Here is a 15,815-nt window from a genome sequence, read left to right as displayed (position 1 = left end):
CTTAGCGTTTCTTGCCTGAGACATGTTTCCAAACGAAATAAAGCAGCACAACAAGGATAACTCCGCCGACTACAACATCAGCGCGATGAAACAAGGGTTTAAGGGTATCCCACTTCTCACCTAATTTTTTACCGATAAAGACCAAGAGCGTACACCAAAGAAAGGCCCCGATCGTCGTATAAGTAGCCATTTTCAGCGGATTCATGCGGGCAATCCCCGCGGGTAAGGAAATAAACGTGCGCACAACCGGCAGGACACGGCCAATAAAGACCGTTATTTCGCCATTGCGCTCAAAAATACGTTCTGTCCAAGCCAATTCCCGGGCATTTATAAAAAAATACTTGCCATACCGCTTGAGAAAAGGCCGGCCTCCCCATACTCCCACATAATAGGCTACCAAAGCCCCGAAGAGGTTCCCTAAAGTAGCGGCAACAACCGCCGGCCAGAAACCAAAATGGCCGCTAAAAACCATATAGCCGGTAAAAGGCAGAATAATCTCGCTTGGCAAAGGGATGCAGGCGCTTTCAATAGCCATTGCTAAAAACACACCCGCATAGCCAAAAGACGAAATGATATGTACGACGAATTCCCCAAGCTGGGTAATAAGCGCTTCCAAACTATACCTCCTGACATTCATGACGATTCATCATACCGTGGGTATTTTACCATAGACTTATGCTCATTACCAGTTTCTTTACAGATTTCGCTTAGGCTCTATAGTTTTCAACTTAGGTTTTATAGTTTTCAAAAGGTGACCAAAGTAGCTCTCCCAGATCTACTTTGGTCATAATGTCCTTTTTTTAAACCTTGCGCCTTAATCCGTTTTACTCACTTGCCGGCGGCTGACTAAGCCGTCAGACGCTTCATAAATGATTTTCTTGCCGTCAAGCATGGTTTCCAGGAGCGCGGCCTTTCCCCACAGGGACTGAACTAAGGAAAGAGTTTTTTCCAGATAAACGACATCAAGGTCAGCTCCCTCATGGCGATGCTTGAGATAGAGTCCGCCTTTGCCTTCATAATCCCCTTCCAGAACTACAATACGTGGATTTCCGCCATTAACAAGCTGTTGCACCAAATTATTACGCACCTTCTCCCAATCATTCTCCGTGACCTGCCAATGGGCCCCGACTTTACGGAAATTGAACAGGTTAAGTTCTTCCGCCAATTCTTTAGTCAAGTGGTTGCGGATAAAGGACAGATCATTTTCCGTCTCACGCAGTTCAAAAAGTTCTGCCGGAGACCTTTCTTTAGCAAGGCTTTCCCAGATCTTTACTCCCAGATAATAGGGATTTAAACTCAGGCGTGACGGCTGAACGACTTGGCTGTGCATTAAAGAGAATTCCAGAGCTTCGCTCTCAGTAAGGTCCAGTTCACGCATTATTTTTGCATGCCAAAAGGTCGCCCAGCCTTCATTAATAATTTTGGTTTCAATCTGGGGAAAGAAGTAGAGTGATTCTTCCCGGACAATGCTCACGATATCCCTCTGCCATTCTTCCAGCCCCGGCGCAAATTCTATCAGATAGTAAAGGAGATCCTCATAGTCTTGCTGCGCTTCCGACTCGGATTCTTTCTCGGCCAGGTCCTCCCACAAATCTTCATAGAGCTGCGCTGTTCTGTGCTTTGCCTTTGCTTTAGGATCAGTGACCGCACTTGCGGGCTGCCGGCAAGTTCCGCAAGTGCCTTTGGCGGCACAAGACTGGCTTTGACAGTTCGCCGTTGGACAGGACTGCTTGACCGGCTGTTTATTTTTAGAATTTCCTTTACTGCGCTTGTCGCTTTTATAGTCCGGGCCTATATGGGAGCGGAAATCCACATGTTCCTGAATCGACAAAACCGCGTCCAGGGTAGCTTCAACCTTTTCCCGGCCATGCAACAGTTCATATTCTCTAAGCTTTTCGGCGTGAGCCGCCATTCGTTCAACCATATCTTTGGGAGTGCGGGAAAAATAGTGATTATTTTTAAAGAAATCAACGTGGGCGTAAACATGCCCGATCACCAGTTTGTTCTGAGTCAAGCGATTTCCTTCCAGTAAAAAAGCATAGGCCGGATTCGTGTTAATCACAAGCTCATAAATCCTGCTCAAATTCAAATCATATTGGGTTTTCATGCGGTAAAATGCTTTGCCAAAACTCCAATGGGTAAACCGCACCGGCATGCCATAAGCCCCGAAGGTATACAGGGCTTCCGCCGGAACCACCTCAAAATTAACCGGATAAAAATTAAGACCCATTCCCCGTGCTACCTGGGCAATCTCCTGGGCAAAAGCAGTCAAGTTTCTAATCTCATTGTCCATGACTTCCCCCCTTACTAAATCTCAAGAATTGAGCAGACATCAAGGTGGGTCAACGTCTCAGGACTTTAAGAAAAAACCGTCTTTAAAGCATCATAAACTTCGTTGCGGTCGCGAATCGTCACTAACCTGAGTTTAGGATCTGTAATCCTTTTTAAGGTTGACATTAAGGTACTGGAATAGTGAGTTCTTAAGATTTCTCCGTACCCAACCACCCGACTAACGTCCACAAGATCTTTCATCAGCCCCATGGCCCGCGCGTTATCCGAGCCAATATTGTCTCCATCCGTAAAATGGACCGGATAGATATTATAATGGGCCGGCGGATATTCTTTTTCAATTAAATCCAAAGCATATTTATACACCGAAGAACAGCGCGTACCGCCACTTTCCCCCCGTGTAAAGAATTCCTCCTCAGTCACTTCTTTAGCTTCCGTATGGTGGGCTAAAAAGCGGATCTCCACGTTTTCATATTTTAAGCGCAGAAAACGCACCATCCAGAAGAAAAACGTCCGTGAAATATACTTTTCAAACTGTCCCATCGAACCCGAGGTATCCATCATGGCTAAGATAACCGCGTTCGTCTCAAAATTCGGCCGGGTTTCCCAGGTCTTAAAGCGCAAATCCTCCGGAGTAATCTTTAAGCGCTCCTCTTTCTTGTAATTCTCTTTTCTGGCCTGTCTTTTGATACTTTCCAACAACGTCCGTTTCTTGTCGACATTGGCCATAAGCCCGGTTTTACGGACATCATTAAATTCCGGCCGATCGTGAGCAATTAAAGGACGTTTTTTATCGTCAAGATTGGGGAGTTTCAATTCTGCAAATAAGATATCGGCTAAATCCTCATAAGTGACTTCAGCTTCGTAAATATCTTCCCCGGGTTCTTCTCCCGCTCCGCTGCCTGAGGCTCCTTTGCCCTTAGCCTGGTCGCGCCCCAAAATGTCCCCCGGTGACATTTTTTTTGTTCCCTGACCGGTATGATTTTTTTTATTAAAATCATAGCGAAAGCGGAACTCTTCCAAAGAACGCATAGGAATCTTTGTACTTTTTTTACCATTGGATAAGATGATGCTTTCATCAACAATCAGATCTCCCAATTGTTGTTTTATAGCTTCTTCTACTTTTTCTTTGTGCCTCGTTTGATCTAAATACCCCTTGCGATGCAAACTCCAGTCATCGCGGCTTACAATAATATCATCCGACACCTTCATCCCTCCTATTTTCTCTTAGCGGTTAAGGAGGGCCCCGACATATTTGACAATTTCATTGGCACAGATCGGGCAGTATCCATGCTCATTGATGAGACGGTCCATGACGCCATTAATTCTCTTGAGTTGTTCCTGGTCGGGATGCTCCACAGATGTGGTAATTTTAACAATATCCTTAAGATCCGCAAATAACTTTTTCTCAATGGCTTCTTTTAGGCGCTCATGCGACTCGTAGCTAAAGGTTTTTCCCTTGCGGGCGTACATGGATATGCGAATTAAAATCTCCTCGCGAAAGGTTTTCTTAGCGTTCTCCGACACTCCGACATGCTCTTCAATGCTGCGCATCAATTGCTCATCCGGAGGCAACTCTTCTCCGGTAATAGGGTCCATTAGTTTCGTCGAATTGCAAAAGGCTTCGACATTATCCAGATAATTGTTCAAAAGAGATTTGGCAGATTCCTCGTAAGCATAGACAAAAGCCTTTTGAACCTCTTTCTTGGCCATTTCATCGTATTCGCGCCGGGCCACTGAAATTAGATTCAGTAAATTTTCCCTTTCCTCTTTCGTGATTGAGGTATGCTGAGACAGACCGTCTTTCAAAGCTCTCAAGATGTCCAAAGCGTTGATGCAAGCATGTTCGTCGCGAATTAAGGCCGTAGAGATCCGGTTGATCACATAACGCGGATCAACCCCGCTCATGCCTTCCCCTTGTTCTTCTCCTTCAATCATCAGCTCTTTTAAATCCTTCTGATTAAATCCTTCGACATCTTCGCCATCATAAATTTTCATTTTTTTAACCAGGTCCATCCCTTGCTTTTTGGAAGGCTTTAAGCGGGAGAGAACGCCAAAGACCGATGTGGCCCAGAGACTATGGGGAGCGACATGAACATTGCGGATATCACTCTGGCTAATTAGTTTCTCATAAATTTTAATTTCATCACTAACCTTAAGATTGTAGGGAACATGCATGACAATAATTCTGGATTGCAAGGCTTCATTTTTCTTATTGGCAACAAAGGTTCGGTACTCATTCTCGTTGGTGTGAGCGATAACTAATTCGTCGGCCGAGATTAAGGCAAATCTTCCTGCCTTAAAATTCCCTTCCTGGGATAAACTCAAAAGATTCCAAAGAAATTTCTCATCGGATTTCAGCATTTCCTGGAATTCCATTAAACCTCTATTGGCCTTATTCAGTTCTCCGTCAAAACGATAGGCGCGAGGATCGGATTCCGAGCCATATTCCGTAATCGAAGAAAAGTCGATGCTTCCTGTCAAATCGGCAATATCCTGTGACTTGGGGTCCGAAGGAGTAAAAGTCCCTATTCCTACCCGCTGTTCCTCAGAGAAGACAATTCGTTTTACGGGGAAACTCTCAACTTCTCCGGAGAATTCTTCATCCAAGCGCAAACGGCAAACCGGGCAAAGATTTCCTTCCACGCGAATCCCATATTCCTTTTCAAATTGCGGCCGCAAAGACATTGGCAGAAGATGCAGAGGGTCTTCATGCATTGGACACCCCTCAATAGCGTAAACCGCACCTTCTTCAGTTCTGGTAAACTCCTCCAACCCTCGTTTCAATTGGCTCACAATCGTTGACTTACCGCCACTCACGGGCCCCATTAACAGGAGAATCCGCTTGCGGACATCCAAGCGTTTCGCCGCACTGTGAAAATATTCCTCAATGAGCCGCTCCAGCGTTTTATCTAAGCCAAAAAGTTCTTTGTCAAAGAAATGATACTTCTTTTGATCTCCCTTAGTTTCAACTCCGGCCGCTTTGATCATCGCGTAAATCCGTGCGTGAGCATGCAGAGCTAAATTAGGATTTTTAATAACCATTTGCAAATAATCTGCAAAAGTACCTTTCCATTCTAATGAGGCCTCTATTTCACGATATTCGCGTAGCCATTTGATGACTTCCATGATAGCCCTCCCTTCTCTACATCAGCCAGGTTTAACAACGTATAGTTCTAGTATATGCCTTGTCGCTCTAGATAAGGCATATACTAAAATTTCTTTATGCAGAAAAATTAAAAACCACCCCTAAAAGGGGTGGCTGAAATAAGCTAGGCTTTTAACTTAGTCGATTTTATCTAAATCCCAAGGATCATAAGCAAATTCACCCGGTAAAATATCTAGACGGGCTACTATAAACTCCCCAACCTCATCACGGTCTATCCGAACAACCGTCCCCAGACAGCCATTACTCGTCGTGACTCGATCCCCAACTTTAAACTTGCGTTGAGTTCGAAAGGAAGAGCCCGGCACGGAATCACGATTCAAGGCAAACATCATGATACGTCCTCCTTTTGTGTACATCATTATGTTAATTTATATTAACATAGTTCAAAAAGTTTATCCAGGATAATTTTGAATATTAAAAATTCGGATTAATATTTCTTTGCTTTACTTTATGCTTTTTCATGTAAATTGTTTCACAAACATAAAAAATCTTCTATCCAAATTATAAATCATGAACGTATTGATCATTCTCTAAGATCCGCACTACCAAGGTAATGCGGATCTCCTGCAAGACAGAGCTTCTAATACAGTTCCAAATAACGATCCAGTTCCCAGCGAGTAACGTTTACGCGAAAACTATCCCATTCCTCTGTTTTAGCCTCCAAAAAACGCTGATAGATATGCTCGCCAAGTGCTTCCTGAATAACCGGCGCCTTTGCCAATTCATCCAAGGCCTCTTTTAAACTGCCGGGAAGCGAAGGGATATTGTGACTGGCACGTTCTGCATGGGTCATAGCATAAATATTTAAGTCAACCGCCGGCGGGGGAGTGAGCTTATGCTTAATTCCGTCTAATCCCGCTTTCAATTGAACCGCAAGAGCTAAATATGGGTTGCAGGACGGGTCCGGGCTCCTCAATTCAATACGGGTTGAGGCCCCTCTTTTGGCAGGTATCCGAATCAAAGGACTTCTGTTCCGTCCGGACCAGGCTATATAGCAAGGTGCTTCATACCCCGGAACAAGCCGCTTGTAGGAATTGATGGTCGGGTTGGTAATAGCCGTAAACGATTGAGCGTGTTTCATCAGGCCGGCGATATATTGATAAGCAATCTCTGAAAGTTCCAGGGGACCGTTAGGATCGTAAAAAGCGTTTTTCCCGGCTTTAAAAAGCGATTGATTGCTGTGCATGCCTGAACCATTTATGCCGAAAATCGGTTTGGGCATAAATGTGGCATGGAGGCCGTGATGCTGGGCTATCGTCCGAACCACAAAACGGAAGGTGGCAATTTTATCCGCGATATCTAAAGCGTCGGAATATTTAAAGTCGATTTCATGTTGCCCGGGAGCTACCTCATGGTGTGAGGCTTCAATCTCGTATCCCATTTGTTCCAAGGTTAAAACCATATCCCGGCGGGCATTCTCTCCCAAATCAACCGGAGTTAAATCAAAATACCCGGCCTTGTCATGAGTAATGGTTGTCGGGCGCCCTTCCGGGTCCGTATGAAAAAGGAAAAACTCCAATTCCGGGCCGACATTCAAGCTATAACCCAGCTCAGCAGCTTCCTGCAAAACCTTTTTCAGCGCGCTGCGCGGGCATCCCCCGAAAGATGTCCCGTCGGGGTTGTAAACGTCACAAATAAGACGGGCCACTCCACCTTCTTTGGGGCGCCAAGGAAAGACCACAAAGGTATTGGGATCCGGCCGCAAATACATATCGGATTCTTCAATACGGGCGAACCCTTCAATCGAAGAGCCGTCAAACATGAGCTGGCCGTCTAAAGCCTTTTCCAGCTGCTCAATCGTAATGGCGACGTTTTTCAGTATGCCGAAAATGTCCGTGAATTGCAAACGAATAAACTTAACCCCTTTTTCCTGAGCTTCCCGAAGGACGTCGTCGTTGGTCAACATCATAGCGAGTCTCTCCTTTCAAGTTTCCGCACTAAAAAACTATGTAACAAGGTTATACTTTCTGACAGTAGATAAAGGCCCGGGCTTTTAATATTCTATCCCTTTGCGAGCCACGATTCCCTGGTCAAAGGGATGTTTTTGGGAAACCATCTCCGTAACTAAATCGGCCTTTTCCAGCAAGCGGTCCGAGGCATTGCGGCCGGTCAGCACCAACTCGACATGAGGAGGTTTTATCTCTAACAATTCCAAGACTTCATCTTCCGCTAAAAGTTCAAACCAGAGGGCATTGAGAATTTCATCGAGGACGACTATGTCCCATTCCCCCGAGACAGCAATCTCCCGGGCTCGTTTAAAGGCCTTCCGGGCTTCAAGGACATGTTCTTCCTCTTGAAGGCCTTTGTGAACCCACCCTTTGCCTCCATAGCTTTCGACCCGGCATTCAGGGGAGAGACGTTTTAGCCCCTCCAATTCGCCGTAATCAGCACTGCCTTTCATGAATTGAATAATATATACTTTAAAGCCATGTCCGATTGCCCGTATTGTGAGCCCCAGGGCAGCCGTTGTTTTTCCTTTGCCATTTCCCGTATATATCTGAATTAATCCTCTGTCAAGATTTGGCATCACAGAACCTCCCGTATCCAAGCTTCAAGTTGTGGATGAACATAAACAACATTGGGAGACTTAAGGATTTCCGGAAACCTTTCCATAATCTGTTGATTAAACGGAATAGAAAAGAATAATTTAATGGAAGATTTCTCATCCGTAGCTCTTAGTTCCACCTTATCCGGGTAGAAATAGTAAGAATAGTTTCCATCCCGCCATTTAACTTCAACATCCCCAAGTTTTAAGCGAATAATACCAAACTCCTCGATTTTAACAGATTCCACACCAACAAAGGGCTGCCTCAAATATTCCGCTTCCAAAGCGACCTGTCCAACTTTAAACTGCAGCTCCAAAAGCTGTTCAATGATTAGCCGGGCCGGGATAGAAATATCTTCGAAAACTCTGCGCTCACTCAGTAATTCTTCTAGAAGCCGCTCAAATTTCTGGACATGAACTGAACGTACCTTTTGCACTTTTTTCAAAGCCTTTTCAAAGTCGTGGTAAACATCTTCCAAACATTCGAGGAGCAACGAATCTTCCTCACGCATAGCTTCCCCTCCACCCCATCTCACCTGACAGTGAGAGTATTATACCTCTATTTTATCTGAACTCTCCCGATTTATAAAGCTTTTTTAAAGAAAACTCGGCTTGCGCCGAGTTTGCGAGAGCAGAAGCCGCCAGTTGCTCTGATGCGGGAGGAAAAGATTAACGAAGTTATCCTTTATGCTGTCGGAAAGAGAATTAGGGAAACATTAGTAGGCGGATCTTTTGCGGCGAATCTGTTTCGATACTTTTTGGACTCTGGCTTCGATCCAATTCGTCGTAATTTGGGCATCGCGCCCCATTTCCAAGGCTCTCCAATAACACTCCAAAGCGTTTCGGTAATTGCGCCGCTCTTCATAGAATTCCGCCAGGCGGACTAAGGCCTCAAGAGGAAAGCCTCCTGACATTTTGGCCTGAATTCCCGGCTCTTCTTTGCTCTCCCGGCCTTCATCGCCCTTTTCCCGAGATTCTTTTAAAACAACCAGGGCTTCGCAGACTTCCCCTATATGCAGCTCATCACCCAAGGATTCATAAAGACTTAAAGCTTTTAGATAATATAATTCCGCTTTTGCATAATCTGCCGTTAAATGAAGTAAATTCGCCATGCCTTGATAGCGCAAGGCTAGTTCAATATCTTGTTCCGGATAAAATTGAACGGACAATTCCAGATAATACTTTGCTTCCTCCAGCAAATCCAGCGACTGTTCTATCCTGCTTAAGAAAAAACAGCTTTCACTAAAAACATGCTTCTTATCAAATCTCAAACAGAGCGCAACAGCTTTCTGCTGGCACTCAAAAGCAAGGCGCATTTTATTTTGCTCAAAATACATTAAGGCCAGATATTGAAGAGCATTCGTCAGAGCAACAATATCCGAAATTTCAAAAAATACTTGACAGGCGTGCTGCAAGCTTTTGCTTGCTTCTTCTTTTTTCTTTTGCCGAAAGCACAGCTCGCCAATAAGCACATCCAATTCCCCTTCCCCTTTAAGAAAGCCATTGGCGCGGCAAATTTCCTGGGCCTCAGAATAAGCGTCACGGGCCTTATTCCACTCCGCCAGAGTCGCGTGCACCTGACCGAGATCCGCATAGAGCATACCCAGCCGCAAAGGCGGGGAGGTCGCAGGGTAAATAGCGATGGCTTGTTCATATTCATCAGCGGCAGCTTTGAACTTTCCCCTTTTCACCGAAACGCTGGCTAAACCGGCCCAGGCCTCGGACATACCTTTAGCGTTCTGGATTCCCTGACAAATAAGGAGAGCTGATTGAAACCCTTCTTCAGCTAATTCAAGATACCCTAAACGAACTCTCACAGTTGCCAGCAGTCGTAATGTAAAGGCCGTGAGCTCTGGAACCGAGAATTGGTGCGCTAAGATAAGCGCCTGAGAGTAATATTTTTCGGCATTAATATATTGTTCCTCCCCCAGGCATTGAGTACCGTCTTCCATCAGATTCCGCCAGCTGGATAATTCTCTTTCGTACATATTATCCCCTCCAATGTCTGTTCCATAATATGCACGATTCAATTTATTGGGTATCAAAGCGTAAGAATTAAGGCTCAAAGGAACTTTTAAGCGAACAAGCTTGTAACCTAGACATAAAAGTCGAAATATGATAATCTCTATGTAGAAGGGGGTGTTTAGATCTTGAATACTTATCGCCCATCTCAGTCCTCCAATTATTGGACGGTTGCAATCAAGCTTCTCATACTCATTCTCGGCCTTTTACTTTCGGCCGTCATATTGGGCAAGGTTTTCACCTGGCTCTTTGCAATCGCCTTTTTCCTGATCCGCGTGATAGTAATTATTGCCGCCTCTTTCATTGTCCTCCACTTGTTTCTCAAACTGCTGTTTCGGGTGGATTTGGTACAGGCAATCTTCGGTCAGCGATTTTTTAAGCGTTAATTACGCATTGCATAAAACGTTGTAATTCCATCTCAGAAAGCATTTTTTATTCCGCTTAAACAGATGAACTTTTATCAAGACGCCTATTTTCAGGCGTTTTTTTATTTTTCATCTCATGATCCGGAGGGCAGACGAATATCTTTAACCCAAAGGAGGAATTCCAAATGCGAATAATAATTTTCAAGCGTCCATCTTGGCGTAACCTTGCCCTTTGGGGAATTCTGCTGCTTGTCTTGATTTCTTACCGCGAAAATGTGACTGCTGTTTTTTCGGGCAAGCTAAAACCTATTTATTCGGCAACTGTTACCACTCCGGCAATTGGCTTGACCTTTGATATCAGTTGGGGGGAAAAAACAGCAGAACCGATTTTGGATATTCTCAAACGGGAAGGGGTTCACGCCACATTTTTCCTTTCAAGTCCCTGGGCGGAAAAGCATCAGGCTTTAGTTCAGCGCATGGTAAAAGAAGGGCATGAAATCGGCTCTCACGGCAACCGCCATATCGACCTCAACAACTTGGGCGCCGGTGAAATCGAGAAGGAGATTGCCACCTCCCAGGAAGTTTTGGAGCGGGTCTCCGGCCAAAAAGTAAGGTTAATTCGCGCGCCCAACGGAGCCTATGACAATAAAGTAATTTCCGTCGCTAATAAACTAGGGTACCGAGTGATACAGTGGAGTGTCGACTCTCTTGATTGGAAACGTCCCGGTCCTAATGCCGTGATTAATAATGTTCTCAATGGCCTGCATTCAGGAGAAGGGGCCAAAGCAGGTGACATTATTTTATTTCACGCTTCAGACTCGGCGCCGGACACTATTCAGGCTTTACCCACAGTTATTGAACGCCTCAAACTTAAAGGGTATACCCTCATGCCTGTAGGAAAATTGCTCTCCGAAGCCAGCGGAACCTGGCCGCCGGAAAGTAACTTGACAAACAATTCCGCAGCTCCTTCCCCTAAAACAACAAACAATTGAAAAAGCTCACAGCTTTAATTTCCAAAATAATAATTTAATAATTAATCTATGGTTTAAGCGCTTGTCAGCTTAATGTCCCTTCCATGATGAAAAACCTTCCCCTACAACTTCAGGGACTTCGGAAATAGCAACGAAGGCGAGGGGATCTTGTGCACGAACAATCTCTTTGATCTGAGACAATTCTGTACGGCTAATAACACAATAAACGACTTGTTTCTCATCTCCCGAGTAAGCACCTGTCGCCTGAAAAAGAGTGACCCCCCGTTCCAGTTTAGCCATAATCTCATTGGCAATCTCCTGGGGCTTTACAGTGACAACCATAACCGATTTGGAATGGCTCAAGCCTTCCTGAACCAAGTCGACAACACGAGTTGCTATAAACATATAGATCATGGCATACATGGCCATTTCAGGCTTAAATAACAGAGCTGTTACCATAAAAATAACCGCATCAATACCCAGCAAAATTTGCCCTACACTAAAAGGAGTCGTCCTGGCAAACAGAACCGCTAAAATATCGGTTCCGCCAAGTGAACCCCGGGAGCGAAAGATAATCCCCATGCCAATTCCGGAAAGAACCCCACCGGAAATAGCGGCTAACAAAGTGTCATGGGTCAGAGACGGAAAATGGGACGTTAAAGAAAGAGTTGCCGAAAGAATCCCAACCCCAAGAACACTGAGCAGTAAAAAATTGCGTCCCACCAATTTAAGGCCCAGGATAAACAAGGGCAAATTCAAAACTATGATTATCCAACTAACCGGCCATTTGAAAAGATAATGTAAAATAATCGCAATACCCGTAACCCCGCCGTCAGCAATTTGATTGGGGATAATTAAGGTATTAATACTGGTGCTCACTATCGAGGCGCCAAATATTATTCCAATAAGGTGCTTTAAAAACTGCCAGGAAAACTTCTCTTTTAAATCTCGCCATCGCAAACGAATTCCCTCATTTCTCGCTTGAATCCAAGTAGTTACCTTGTTGCATTATACTGCATAGACTCGAAAGAGACAACTTATGGTTACTTTGGCTAATTTTAGCCTTGACAATCTCTTATTAATTGAGTAAAGTAAAGAAGTGTCCTCTTATGCGCTCGTAGCTCAGTGGATAGAGTGACGGTTTCCGAAGCCGGAGGTCGCAGGTTCAAATCCCGCCGGGCGCACCAAATATTGTATTGAAGGAAGTCAATCGCTAATGCGGTTGACTTCTTTTATTTCGTTTTTTAAGATAAAGAAAGCAATTTTATATTTGGGGATGGTGGCAAAATCAAAAATGGATTTAGTCAGATTAAGTAATTTGTCTATGAAAGATGTCGGCAAGATTTTTGAGCTAGCTGCTGAAGTTGAGCAAAATAACTATTCCGGATTTTTGCAAAACAAAACAATTGTCTTATTTTTTCCTCCCTCAAGCATTCGGACAAGAGTTTCGTTTGAAAAAGGCATTAAACTATTAGGCGGTCAAGCTATTTTGTTTCCCAGTGATGCACTTGACAAAAAAGAAGATATCCGGGACGTTACTAGGTATTTAAATAATTGGTCGGATTGTATTGTCGTCAGACATAACAATATCTCATTAATTGAAAGAATGGCCGGTGCCAGTTTTGTTCCAATTATTAATGCCATGACAGATGTGAATCATCCTTGTGAAATTTTATCAGATTTATTTACACTCTCAAACCTTCGTGCAAATTATCTTGCTGACAATTATCTGTTTGTCGGCGCACAAAGCAATATTGGCCTGGCCTGGAAAGAAGCTGCCGACTTATTCGGCTTGGCTTTTTCTCAAAGCTGTCCCCGGACTTACGAAATGGAAGGGGTAGCCATAGAGCATGATCTGAAAAAGGCGATGCTAAACAAGGATATTATTCTTACAGATTCAATTAATCATGATAATTTAAAAGCCTTCAAGAACTATCAAATTACAGCTTCACTTATGGCTATAGCTAACAAAAATGCACTTTTAAACCCATGTCCACCGTTTTTCAGAGGCGAAGAAGTCTCAGCCGAAGTCATGGAAAGCAAATACTTTGTGGGCTATGAATTCAAAAAATCACTGCTTGCTGTTCAACAGGCTATTATTCTCTATTGTATGATGAACAGCTGAGCCTTTGCGAAAGCTTATCAAATAAAGAAGACTTGAGTCAGGTGAAGTTTTAACTCCATCCGAATCTTAGTCGCACTTAGCCAGGGACTTAGCCGCTCTAAACTCACCGCTTGCAGAAGCGGGAGTTTAGAGCGGCTAAGCCAGCGGATAACGCTCTATTTCGGCAAACTTTAAGAGGCTCCATCTAAGCATCTCGTATTTCTTTTGCAAAACACTTCTTATTGTGTGCAGTCCATAGGAAATAGCACATTACACGTGTTAAGCCACAACAACTGCTGTTGTGGCTGTATTATTTTATTGGTTAGGACTTATCAGTCAATACCTTTATAACGGTTTTATAGACATCCGCATGGATTTCTGCGATACTTCTCAGTTGCTCATCGGCCACACAGCCGATTATATTCCAGCCGTTTTCCGCTCTGATCTCACAGGCATTACGATAAGAACGCTCTAAATATTCATAATTACTTTCATGAATATCCTTTTCCTGGCTCCCTAATTTATTGAGACGACCATTTATAAGCTTTTGGCTAAAGCTGGGGTGCATGTCGAGGAAGATAACACAGTCCGGAGCGGGCAATCCGAACTTGCCAAATTCCAAATCCGTCAGCCAATTAAGATATGCTTGCCGCTCTGCCTTATCAGTTATTTTGGCCGCCTGATGTACCATATTCGAAGTGGTATAGCGGTCAGCCAGTATAATTCCGCCCCCTTGGTAAAACCCCTCCCAGCTTTTCTTATAAGAAGCATACCTGTCCACTGTATAAAATACGGACGCCGCATAAGGGTTTACATCATCCGGATTTGTGCCAAAATCCCCATTCAAATACATCTTTATTAGGGCTGAGGAATCACTTTCATAATCGGGGAATTCGATTTTTTTTACATGATAATTGTCCGTCTTAAGTCTGTCATAAAGCAGTTGAGTTTGAGTCGCCTTGCCACAACCGTCCCCTGCTTCGATAACAATGAGCTTCCCCCTCAAAGAAAAGCGCCTCCTTTTTCTTCATCGATTTTAGCCATCCAACCTATATTACACTTCTTTGTCCTGATCTTTCAAGCTGCTATATGGACAAAAGCCTCATTTAGTCTTATTTAGTAATCTTATTTTGTAATCTTATTATTCAAATGCCTATATGGACTCACACTATTATGACACTCCGCTCTATTGTATTCAAGCTTGCTCATACTGAAAGAAGGTATGTGACGAAGTTATTCTTCCGCTAGAACAAAGTGTCTTGGACATAAAAAAGGTTAAGCTAAAATTCGCCTAACCTTGATAACCATTTTTATTTTATGATAGCAATAACCAATAACTCACCTTTATGTTAACAGACTCTAAGGTCCTGTTAATTATTTTTAGCTGACTTTACTCATAACTCTTAATTTATCGGCTAGAAGGGCAATAAACTCTGAGTTTGTTGGTTTCTGACGCTCTATGTTCATGGAATATCCAAAAATCCGTTTAAGAGTATCCGTATGTCCACGTTCCCAGGCCAATTCAATGGCATGCCGAATTCCCCGCTCTACCCGGCTGGGTGCCGTATCAAATTTCTTGGCAATTCCAGGGTAAAGCTCCTTGGTAACTGCCCCTAAGAGAGAAACATCCTCGACCACCATTAAAATTGCGTCGCGTATATATTGATACCCCTTTACATGGGCGGGAATGCCAATTTGATGCATCATCGTGGTAACTTCCACACTTAAATTGACACCGCTGCCAACCGTGGTTACCACCGGAGAGGCTGTCGTAAACTGAGGAGCCGCCGCAGGCATATCCTGAGTTAAAGAGCGAATCCGTTTACTTAAAATATCCAAATCAAAGGGTTTAAGAATAAAATAATCGACTCCAAGCAGCATAGCCTGATGAGTGAGGGACTCTTGCCCGAAGGCAGTCAGCATAATAATCTTAGGACGAGGCATTGTGGTGCGGCTATTAACCCGCTCAAGGACTCCTAACCCGTCTAAATTTGGCATAACCAAGTCCAGAATAATCAGATCCGGCTCTTGCGTTTGAATAAGTTCCCAAGCTTCTAAACCATTATTGGCAACACCAACAATAACTACATCTTCTTGGCCTTGAAGATAGTTCTGTAGCATTTGACATAAATTACGGTTATCATCCGCGACAATTATTTTTATTTTCTTACCCATTCGACCATCATCCCGCCTTAATAATATTCCGGCTAAAAAATCTTTTGGCTGTGAAACTCCGGTGCCCTTATTATACGTTATGGGCAATGTCGAAATCGCAAATAATAAGGCAACTTCATCAAGTAGTTCAAGTTCCGAGAGAGCGATGGATAAAGGGTTTCTGGTTAATACTGGT

Annotated in this window: 15 protein-coding genes and 1 tRNA gene; 4 read left to right on the top strand and 12 right to left on the bottom strand. The window is 43.9% G+C overall.

Features of this window, described 5'->3' with window-relative positions; all coding sequences use genetic code 11:
* Nucleotide 1: 1 nt before the first annotated feature.
* From REC12_RS10175 to REC12_RS10135, 9 genes are all read right to left on the bottom strand, one after another.
* Nucleotides 2–616 carry a DedA family protein gene (locus tag REC12_RS10175; protein ID WP_308894096.1) on the bottom strand — a complete coding sequence of 205 codons (615 nt, stop codon included), beginning with the start codon at nucleotides 614–616 and terminating at the stop codon, nucleotides 2–4.
* A gap of 198 nt (nucleotides 617–814) precedes the next feature.
* Entirely contained in the window at nucleotides 815–2,293 is a 1,479-nt protein-coding gene (locus tag REC12_RS10170; RefSeq protein WP_308894094.1) for a SpoVR family protein, read from the bottom strand.
* A 65-nt stretch (nucleotides 2,294–2,358) separates the two neighbouring features.
* Nucleotides 2,359–3,495, bottom strand: a complete 1,137-nt coding sequence (yhbH, locus tag REC12_RS10165) for a sporulation protein YhbH (RefSeq protein WP_308894092.1) — start codon at nucleotides 3,493–3,495, stop codon at nucleotides 2,359–2,361.
* A 21-nt stretch (nucleotides 3,496–3,516) separates the two neighbouring features.
* A complete protein-coding gene (locus REC12_RS10160; RefSeq protein WP_308894091.1) occupies nucleotides 3,517–5,418 on the bottom strand; it encodes a PrkA family serine protein kinase in 1,902 nt (633 codons plus the stop codon).
* A gap of 156 nt (nucleotides 5,419–5,574) precedes the next feature.
* Nucleotides 5,575–5,787 carry a hypothetical protein gene (locus REC12_RS10155; RefSeq protein WP_308894201.1) on the bottom strand — a complete coding sequence of 71 codons (213 nt, stop codon included), beginning with the start codon at nucleotides 5,785–5,787 and terminating at the stop codon, nucleotides 5,575–5,577.
* 251 nt (nucleotides 5,788–6,038) lie between these two features.
* Nucleotides 6,039–7,367, bottom strand: a complete 1,329-nt coding sequence (gene glnA, locus REC12_RS10150; RefSeq protein WP_308894089.1) for a type I glutamate--ammonia ligase — start codon at nucleotides 7,365–7,367, stop codon at nucleotides 6,039–6,041.
* An 84-nt stretch (nucleotides 7,368–7,451) separates the two neighbouring features.
* Nucleotides 7,452–7,985, bottom strand: coding sequence for a cob(I)yrinic acid a,c-diamide adenosyltransferase (cobO, locus tag REC12_RS10145; protein ID WP_308894087.1), 534 nt, complete (start codon nucleotides 7,983–7,985; stop codon nucleotides 7,452–7,454).
* Nucleotides 7,985–8,515: a hypothetical protein gene (locus tag REC12_RS10140; RefSeq protein WP_308894086.1), complete on the bottom strand. Its 531-nt coding sequence runs from the start codon at nucleotides 8,513–8,515 to the stop codon at nucleotides 7,985–7,987. Before REC12_RS10140 ends, cobO begins: the two co-directional genes overlap by 1 nt.
* Nucleotides 8,516–8,719: 204 nt before the next feature.
* Nucleotides 8,720–9,991 (bottom strand): tetratricopeptide repeat protein, encoded by a 1,272-nt coding sequence (locus REC12_RS10135; protein ID WP_308894084.1) that lies wholly within the window; start codon nucleotides 9,989–9,991, stop codon nucleotides 8,720–8,722.
* Nucleotides 9,992–10,153: 162 nt separating this feature from the next.
* On the opposite strand from REC12_RS10135, the gene REC12_RS10130 reads away from it, so the two are divergent.
* Both REC12_RS10130 and REC12_RS10125 read left to right on the top strand, forming a co-directional pair.
* Nucleotides 10,154–10,411, top strand: a complete 258-nt coding sequence (locus REC12_RS10130) for a hypothetical protein (RefSeq protein ID WP_308894082.1) — start codon at nucleotides 10,154–10,156, stop codon at nucleotides 10,409–10,411.
* A 164-nt stretch (nucleotides 10,412–10,575) separates the two neighbouring features.
* Entirely contained in the window at nucleotides 10,576–11,382 is an 807-nt protein-coding gene (locus tag REC12_RS10125) for a polysaccharide deacetylase family protein (RefSeq protein ID WP_308894080.1), read from the top strand.
* Between the two features lie 69 nt (nucleotides 11,383–11,451).
* Here the strand turns inward: REC12_RS10125 and REC12_RS10120 are convergent, their stop codons facing one another.
* Nucleotides 11,452–12,321, bottom strand: coding sequence for a YitT family protein (locus tag REC12_RS10120; RefSeq protein WP_308894078.1), 870 nt, complete (start codon nucleotides 12,319–12,321; stop codon nucleotides 11,452–11,454).
* A gap of 151 nt (nucleotides 12,322–12,472) precedes the next feature.
* Here REC12_RS10120 and REC12_RS10115 point away from each other — a divergent pair.
* Both REC12_RS10115 and REC12_RS10110 read left to right on the top strand, forming a co-directional pair.
* Nucleotides 12,473–12,548: transfer RNA gene (locus tag REC12_RS10115), tRNA-Arg, on the top strand.
* 29 nt (nucleotides 12,549–12,577) lie between these two features.
* Nucleotides 12,578–13,486 (top strand): Rossmann-fold NAD(P)-binding domain-containing protein, encoded by a 909-nt coding sequence (locus tag REC12_RS10110; RefSeq protein WP_308894076.1) that lies wholly within the window; start codon nucleotides 12,578–12,580, stop codon nucleotides 13,484–13,486.
* Nucleotides 13,487–13,787: 301 nt separating this feature from the next.
* Here REC12_RS10110 and REC12_RS10105 read toward each other — a convergent pair whose 3' ends face one another.
* Nucleotides 13,788–14,471, bottom strand: coding sequence for a dTMP kinase (locus REC12_RS10105; RefSeq protein ID WP_308894075.1), 684 nt, complete (start codon nucleotides 14,469–14,471; stop codon nucleotides 13,788–13,790).
* Between the two features lie 374 nt (nucleotides 14,472–14,845).
* On the bottom strand, nucleotides 14,846–15,640 hold the full coding sequence (gene spo0A / locus REC12_RS10100; RefSeq protein ID WP_308894199.1) for a sporulation transcription factor Spo0A: 795 nt from the start codon (nucleotides 15,638–15,640) through the stop codon (nucleotides 14,846–14,848).
* Between the last annotated feature and the right edge of the window lie 175 nt (nucleotides 15,641–15,815).

Source organism: Candidatus Desulfosporosinus nitrosoreducens, from assembly GCF_030954495.1.
GTDB classification, from domain to species: Bacteria; Bacillota; Desulfitobacteriia; order Desulfitobacteriales; family Desulfitobacteriaceae; genus Desulfosporosinus; species Desulfosporosinus nitrosoreducens.
The sequence above is the reverse complement of the archived record's forward strand: the minus strand, read 5'-3'. Positions and strand labels throughout refer to the sequence as shown.

Excerpts from the sequence above, each read along its gene's own strand:
- REC12_RS10170 (WP_308894094.1), bottom strand. The coding sequence starts at position 2,293 with ATGGACAATGAGATTAGAAACTTGACTGCTTTTGCCCAGGAGATTGCC.
- REC12_RS10160 (WP_308894091.1), bottom strand. The coding sequence starts at position 5,418 with ATGGAAGTCATCAAATGGCTACGCGAATATCGTGAAATAGAGGCCTCA.
- REC12_RS10155 (WP_308894201.1), bottom strand. The coding sequence starts at position 5,787 with ATGTTTGCCTTGAATCGTGATTCCGTGCCGGGCTCTTCCTTTCGAACT.
- glnA (WP_308894089.1), bottom strand. The coding sequence starts at position 7,367 with ATGATGTTGACCAACGACGACGTCCTTCGGGAAGCTCAGGAAAAAGGG.
- cobO (WP_308894087.1), bottom strand. The coding sequence starts at position 7,985 with ATGCCAAATCTTGACAGAGGATTAATTCAGATATATACGGGAAATGGC.
- REC12_RS10140 (WP_308894086.1), bottom strand. The coding sequence starts at position 8,515 with ATGCGTGAGGAAGATTCGTTGCTCCTCGAATGTTTGGAAGATGTTTAC.
- REC12_RS10135 (WP_308894084.1), bottom strand. The coding sequence starts at position 9,991 with ATGTACGAAAGAGAATTATCCAGCTGGCGGAATCTGATGGAAGACGGT.
- REC12_RS10125 (WP_308894080.1), top strand. The coding sequence starts at position 10,576 with ATGCGAATAATAATTTTCAAGCGTCCATCTTGGCGTAACCTTGCCCTT.
- REC12_RS10110 (WP_308894076.1), top strand. The coding sequence starts at position 12,578 with ATGCGGTTGACTTCTTTTATTTCGTTTTTTAAGATAAAGAAAGCAATT.
- spo0A (WP_308894199.1), bottom strand. The coding sequence starts at position 15,640 with ATGGGTAAGAAAATAAAAATAATTGTCGCGGATGATAACCGTAATTTA.